The organism is Streptomyces sp. WAC06614, assembly GCF_003949795.1.
Lineage (GTDB): Bacteria > Actinomycetota > Actinomycetes > Streptomycetales > Streptomycetaceae > Streptomyces.
On the sequence record NZ_RPRY01000418.1, the window covers coordinates 1 to 5,108 of the forward strand.

The 5,108-nt window shown below is 67.9% G+C and carries 5 protein-coding genes and 1 tRNA gene; 5 read left to right on the top strand and 1 reads right to left on the bottom strand.

Annotated elements, in window-relative coordinates; genetic code table 11:
* The first annotated feature begins 400 nt into the window (after nt 1–400).
* From EF918_RS32140 to pth, 5 genes are all read left to right on the top strand, one after another.
* Nucleotides 401–472, top strand: a tRNA-Gln gene (locus tag EF918_RS32140).
* Between the two features lie 108 nt (nt 473–580).
* The gene (gene glmU, locus EF918_RS32145) at nt 581–2,029 is read left to right on the top strand and encodes a bifunctional UDP-N-acetylglucosamine diphosphorylase/glucosamine-1-phosphate N-acetyltransferase GlmU (protein WP_125652437.1); all 1,449 of its coding nucleotides are present in this window, start codon (nt 581–583) and stop codon (nt 2,027–2,029) included.
* Nucleotides 2,030–2,153: 124 nt separating this feature from the next.
* Nucleotides 2,154–3,131, top strand: coding sequence for a ribose-phosphate diphosphokinase (locus EF918_RS32150; protein WP_125652438.1), 978 nt, complete (start codon nt 2,154–2,156; stop codon nt 3,129–3,131).
* Between the two features lie 172 nt (nt 3,132–3,303).
* Complete coding sequence (locus EF918_RS32155) at nt 3,304–3,891, top strand: 50S ribosomal protein L25/general stress protein Ctc (RefSeq protein ID WP_125652439.1); 588 nt, start codon at nt 3,304–3,306, stop codon at nt 3,889–3,891.
* Nucleotides 3,892–3,978: 87 nt separating this feature from the next.
* On the top strand, nt 3,979–4,572 hold the full coding sequence (pth, locus tag EF918_RS32160) for an aminoacyl-tRNA hydrolase (protein ID WP_125652440.1): 594 nt from the start codon (nt 3,979–3,981) through the stop codon (nt 4,570–4,572).
* Nucleotides 4,573–4,657: 85 nt separating this feature from the next.
* Here pth and EF918_RS32165 read toward each other — a convergent pair.
* The coding region (locus EF918_RS32165) for a phosphoenolpyruvate carboxylase (protein WP_125652441.1) at nt 4,658–5,108 on the bottom strand (451 nt) is incomplete at its 5' end.

Consider the following 5,108-nt stretch of genomic DNA (forward strand, 5'->3'; position numbering starts at 1 on the left):
CCACCACGGCCCCGCCCGCACCTCACCGGCCTGCCGTTCCCCCGTACTGGTCATGCCCACCAGCGTACGGGCGGGCCCCCGCCCCACCGGGGCTCTGTCACACACCTTCCGGGAATCGCCCAAATCATCGACAACCGCACAGAAAGACAAGACCTACGATCGCCGCGAGCGGGTGATCTCCGTGAACAGCGACCAGCGTCACGATCCACGAGACGGCAGGCATTCCCGCCGCCGAGAAGTTCCGGGCCGATCCCGCCGGGATCGACCTCGCCGATCCGGGCACACCGTCCGAGTGCGGCAAAGCGCCGAGCTTTATCGTCGCATCGGGGGTGCTTGGTGCGGCATAGTAGGGGCAGCGCTCCGTTGAAGTAGCAAAGTATCCGATTCGTCGGGCTTGCTATCCCCTGTGGTGTAATTGGCAGCACTGGGGCTTTTGGTGCCCTATGTCCGGGTTCGAGTCCTGGCGGGGGAGCTACGAGGTTCGGGCCCCGACCACACGGTCGGGGCCCGCCCTCGTTCACGGCCCCCGACCCCCCGGTATCCTGCACGGGTCCACCACCCGAAGCCGAAGGGCACACCCGTGAGCGCCAACCGCCCGGCAGCCGTCGTCGTCCTCGCAGCGGGTGAGGGCACCCGCATGAAGTCGGCCACTCCGAAGGTTCTCCACGAGATCTGCGGGCGTTCGCTCGTCGGTCACGTCGTCGCCGCAGCCCGCGAGCTGGAACCGCAGCACCTGGTCGTCGTCGTGGGACACGCCCGGGAGCAGGTGCAGGCCCATCTTTCCGCCGTCGACAGCGGTGTGCGCACGGCCGTGCAGCACGAGCAGAACGGCACCGGCCACGCCGTCCGGATGGCTCTGGAGGAGCTCGGCGGGACGGTCGAGGGCACCGTGGTCGTCGTCTGCGGTGACACCCCGCTGCTGACCGGCGGCACCCTGTCCGCGCTGGTGGCCACGCACGACGCCGACGGCAACGCCGTCACCGTGCTGACCGCCGAGGTGCCGGACTCCACCGGTTACGGCCGCATCGTGCGCGATGTCGAGTCCGGCGCGGTGAAGGCGATCGTGGAGCACAAGGACGCCACGGACGCGCAGCGCGCCATCCGGGAGATCAACTCCGGGGTCTTCGCGTTCGACGGTGCGCTGCTCGCGGATGCTCTCGGGAAGGTCCGTACGGACAACAGTCAGGGTGAGGAGTACCTGACCGACGTGCTGGGGATCCTGCGGGAGGCCGGGCACCGGGTGGGTGCGTCGGTGGGTGCGGATCACCGGGAGATCCTGGGGATCAACAACCGCGTGCAGCTGGCGGAGGCCCGTGCGCTGCTCAATGCGCGTCTGCTGGAGCGGGCGATGCTGGGCGGGGTGACGGTGGTGGATCCGGGCAGTACGTTCGTGGATGTGACCGTCGGTTTCGGTCAGGATGCGCTGATCCATCCGGGTACGCAGCTTCTCGGTGAGACGTATGTCGGTGAGGGTGCCGAGGTGGGCCCGAACACGCGGCTGAAGGACACGCGGGTGGGTGCGGGTGCGCGGGTGGACAACACCGTGGCGGACGGTGCGGTGGTCGGTGAGGGTGCGAGCGTGGGCCCGTTCGCGTACCTGCGTCCGGGGACGAACCTGGGCGCGAGGGCCAAGGCCGGCACGTACGTGGAGATGAAGAACGCGACGATCGGTGAGGGAACGAAGGTTCCGCACCTGTCGTACGTGGGTGACGCGACGATCGGTGAGTACACGAACATCGGTGCGGCGAGCGTGTTCGTGAACTACGACGGGGAGCACAAGCACCACACGACGGTCGGTTCGCACTGCAAGACGGGGTCGGACAACATGTTTGTGGCGCCTGTCACGATCGGGGACGGTGCGTACACGGCTGCCGGCTCGGTGATCACGAAGGATGTGCCGCCCGGTGCTCTGGCCGTTGCGCGGGGTCAGCAGCGGAATATCGAGGGTTGGGTGGCTCGTAAGCGTCCGGGCAGTGCGGCTGCGCAGGCGGCTGCGTCGGCGGTTCCTACGGATGCCGACGCGCACTGACCGGAAACAGGTAGGCCGGCGACGGCGTACCGTGATAGGTGCACGCAATTCGGCTGGTTCGCCGTGCGCGGGACGGACGCGCACGGGGCCGAGCAGCTTTCAACACGTCTGAGGAGACAGTGCTGTGACCGGGATCAAGACGACCGGCGAGAAGAAGCTGATGCTCTTCTCCGGCCGCGCCCACCCCGAGCTGGCCGAGGAGGTCGCGCACCAGCTGGGTGTCGGTCTCGTGCCGACCAAGGCTTTTGATTTCGCCAACGGTGAGATCTATGTCCGCTTCGAGGAGTCGGCGCGTGGTGCGGACTGCTTTGTGATCCAGAGCCACACGGCTCCGATCAACAAGTGGGTCATGGAGCAGTTGATCATGATTGACGCGCTCAAGCGTGCGTCGGCGCGCTCGATCACGGTGATCGTGCCGTCGTACGGGTATGCGCGGCAGGACAAGAAGCACAAGGGTCGTGAGCCGATTTCGGCGCGCCTGGTGGCGGATCTGCTGAAGACGGCGGGTGCGGACCGGATCCTGACGGTGGACCTGCACACGGATCAGATCCAGGGCTTCTTCGACGGTCCGGTGGATCACCTGTCGGCGCTGAACGTGCTGGCGGACTACGTCGGCGCGAAGGTGGACCGGAGCAAGCTGACGGTGGTCTCCCCGGACGCGGGCCGGGTGCGGGTGGCCGACCGCTGGTGCGACCGGCTGGATGCGCCGCTGGCGATCGTGCACAAGCGTCGCGACAAGGACGTCGCCAACCAGGTGACCGTCCACGAGGTGGTCGGTGAGGTCAAGGGCCGCGTCTGTGTGCTGGTCGACGACATGATCGACACCGGTGGCACGATCTGCGCTGCGGCGGAGGCGCTGTTCGCGCACGGTGCGGAGGACGTGATCGTCACGGCCACGCACGGCATCCTCTCCGGGCCGGCTGCGGACCGTCTGAAGAACTCGAAGGTGAGCGAGTTCGTGTTCACGAACACGCTGCCGGATCCGTCGGACCTGGAGCTGGACAAGATCACGGTGCTGTCGATCGCTCCGATGATCGCGCGTGCGGTGCGTGAGGTGTTCGAGGACGGCTCGGTGACCAGCCTGTTCGAGGAGCAGCGGTAGTCGGGGTGTAGATCCTTTTTGGTGCGGCCTCCCGGCCGGGTAGACTCGTGGAGTTGCTCGGCGAGGGAGGCCGCACTGGTGTGCGGGTTCCGTTATCGACGCGCTCTTCGTAGCAGGCCGTTCTGTGGCCGGGTGACTGTCCGATTCCATCGTCACCCCACGAGGAGTGAACATGTCCGAGGTGAAGCTCACCGGTTCCCTGCGCACCGACTTCGGTAAGGGCGCTGCCCGCCAGGCCCGTCGCGCGAACCTGACCCCGACCGTCATCTACGGTCACGGCCAGGACCCGAAGCACGTCAACGTCGAGGCGCACGCCCTGATGATGGCGCTGAAGACGCCGAACGTCCTGATCTCCCTGGACATCGAGGGTGACGGCACCGAGCTGGTCATCCCGAAGGCCGTGCAGCGTCACCCGCTGAAGCCGGTCATCAACCACGTGGACTTCCTCGTGGTGAAGAAGGGCGAGAAGGTCACCGTCGAGGTTCCGGTGCACGCCGAGGGTGAGCTGGCTGCCGGTGGCAACCTGCTGGAGCACGTGCTGAACACCCTGTCGGTGGAGGCCGAGGCCACCCACCTGCCCGAGGCCGTGACCGTGTCGGTCGCGGGCCTGGAGGCCGGTGCTTCGGTGCACGCGAAGGACGTCACCCTGCCGGCCGGTGTCACCCTGGTGACCGACGCCGACGCCGTGGTGCTGCAGGTTCTGGCCGCTCAGGCGGAGGAGCCGGCTGCCGAGGCCGCGGAGGGTTCCGAGGAGGCCTGAGCCCTCTCGGTACCACGTTGCTGACCGACCGCCGTCCTGCTCCCGGGGAGTGGGGCGGCGGTCGTCCCGTGTGAGGAGCGAGCAGGAATGTCGGACGAGTCGAGTCCCTGGCTGGTGGTCGGGCTGGGCAATCCGGGTGGCGAGTACGCCGGTCATCGGCACAACATCGGTTTCATGGTGGTGGACCTGCTCGCGGAGCGGATGGGCGGCCGGTTCAAGTCGCACGGCAAGGCGCGGGCCCAGGTTGTGGAGGGGCGTCTCGGTGCGCCGGGGCCGGCGAGCCGGCGTGTGGTGCTGGCGAAGCCGATGTCGTTCATGAACCTGTCGGGTGGTCCGGTGGCGGCGCTGCGTGATTTCTACAAGGTTCCGGTGGAGCGGGTCGTGGCGGTGCACGACGAGCTGGACATCGATTACGCCACGCTGCGTCTGAAGCTGGGTGGTGGGGACAACGGGCACAACGGCCTGAAGTCGATGACGAAGTCGTTCGGTGCGGACTACCACCGGGTGCGGTGCGGGATCGGGCGTCCGCCGGGGCGTATGCAGGTGGCGGACTTCGTGCTGAAGGACTTCTCCTCGACGGAGCGCAAGGATCTGCCCTGGTTCGTGGACCGTGCGGCGGATGCGGTGGAGTGTCTGGTGCAGGAGGGTCTGGAGCGGGCGCAGTCGGCGTACAACTCCTGACGTTTCGGTCGTCGTCTTCGGCGTGACACGGCGAGGCCCCCGTACCCGGTTCCGGGTGCGGGGGCCTCGCCGTGTCGGCGTGGGGTCAGCCGGTGTTGCGCAGGCCGGCGGCGACGCCGTTGACGGTGAGGAGGAGGGCGCGGGCGAGGAGGGGGTCGGGGGTTTCGCCGCGGGCGGCGGCTTCGCGCTGGCGGGCCAGGAGGGAGACCTGGAGGTAGGAGATGGGGTCGAGGTAGGCGTCGCGGACGGCGAAGGTCTGCTGGAGGACGGGCTGGGAGTCGAGGAGGCGTTCGCCGCCGGTGATGCGGAGGACTTCGGCGACGGTGAGGGCGTGTTCGGCCTCGATGAGGCCGAAGATGTGCTGGAGGCCTTCGGGGACGAGGGTGTCGACGTAGTGGCGGGCGATCCGCAGGTCGGTCTTGGCCAGGGTCATTTCGACGTTGGACAGGAAGTTGCGGAAGAAGTGCCAGCGGTCGCCCATTTCGGTGAGGACGTCGTCCTGGCCGGCTTCGCGCAGCGCCTTCAGGCCGGAGCCG

Excerpts from the sequence above, each read along its gene's own strand:
- pth (WP_125652440.1), top strand. The coding sequence starts at position 3,979 with ATGTCGGACGAGTCGAGTCCCTGGCTGGTGGTCGGGCTGGGCAATCCG.
- EF918_RS32155 (WP_125652439.1), top strand. The coding sequence starts at position 3,304 with ATGTCCGAGGTGAAGCTCACCGGTTCCCTGCGCACCGACTTCGGTAAG.